This window comes from Spiroplasma endosymbiont of Megaselia nigra, assembly GCF_003987485.1.
Classification (GTDB): Bacteria; Bacillota_I; Bacilli_A; order Mycoplasmatales; family Mycoplasmataceae; genus Spiroplasma.
On sequence record NZ_RCOO01000240.1, the window covers coordinates 1 to 1,467 of the forward strand.

At 26.5% G+C, this 1,467-nt stretch carries 1 protein-coding gene; it reads left to right on the forward strand.

Translation table 4 applies throughout. From position 1 onward, the window contains the following. Positions 1–215: 215 nt before the first annotated feature. The coding region (locus D9R21_RS06425; protein ID WP_148108874.1) for a hypothetical protein at positions 216–1,467 on the forward strand (1,252 nt) is incomplete at its 3' end.

Here is a 1,467-nt window from a genome sequence, read left to right on the forward strand (position 1 = left end):
CCGTTAAAACCGTAGATAGTTCTTTAACTGAAAGTGATTTTGATTACTTTATTGAAAGTAAAGGTGAAGATTGACCAATTAATATTACAAATGATAAAACTGTTGAAGTTCAAATTGAAAGTAAAAATAACGCTACTGGTCAAACAAATCCGATCGATGTTAAAATTAAAAATTCTTAATAGTACTAAAAAATAGTACCTTTTCGTTTGATAGATATGCCAATTGGAACATCTAAAACAGCCCTTATTTATGCTGTTAAAAAAAATCCAACTAGATTGTCACTCCAACAACAAGAAAAAAGTTTTGGTTTACAGTTATTAGAATTTTTAGGAATTCAAGTTTTAGCCCTTGGTTTATCAGTTTTAACTGGTGGTGTGGCATCTGCTGTTGGTTTGGGTGCTGGTTTATCTAATTTTGCCGCAGCATTTATCTCATTTGGAGTCGAAACAGCAACCGATTTTGCCGTAAATCAAATATACGATAAATTAACATCAGAAGTGACAGCAAAAAGTACTGCCTTAAATTTGTTACCAGCAATTGGTGGTATTGGAAAATTAACGCGTGCTGCTCGAACAACTAAAATTTTAAAATTAGCAAAAGAAACTAAATTACTTGAAAAATTAGGTGTAATAACTGCTAATAACTTAGAAGATGTTGTAAGACAAGTTACAGGTAAAAAGATTTTATCTGATAAATTAATATTTGATTTTACAAAACAGGCTAATAATGAAACTTTATTATATACAATTGGAAAATTAGCCCGCAATGATTTTTATAAGGGTTTTAAAGTTTATAATTTAGAAACAATTAATAATTTATTAAAAATTGAGAAAAATATTCAAAAAATAAGTCCTAAATTGGTTCAAAAAATACCACGCATAAATGAAAAAAATGCTAATAAATGATTGTCTGAATATGGATTAAATATTGATAAAATAATTAAAATTAGTACTAATGAGTGATATAACATTATGACTAATCTTCATAAAAAAGGCTTTGGTAAAAACATATTATTAAATGCTAATTTAATGCGGGGCAGTAAAATATATCATAATAAATTATTAAATCTTTTACATCAAACACCAATTAAATTAAATAAAGCCTTAAATTATTTGAATCCAAATTTTTATATTCAAAAAGTAACTAAAAAATTATTAGCCCCAATTGAAAAACAAATAATTACTATTAAACAAAAAGTAATTAATAAAATTACTGATAAAACTAAAAAAATATTGTCTAAATTTGAAACTAAGGCTATTAAAAAAGGCCAATTATTATCTTTTGCTTATGGTTCTGATGTTTTTTTAGCAGTAAAAATTGTTCCTTTATCAGTTGCGGGTGAAGTTGCTTTAACAATATATTATAAAGATCCTAAATATGCCCCTATTGTCGTTATGACAACTTTAATCAAAGCAGAACAGTTTGTTTTGGCTCCTGAACCGTTTAAATTCTATATGAACAGTGAAT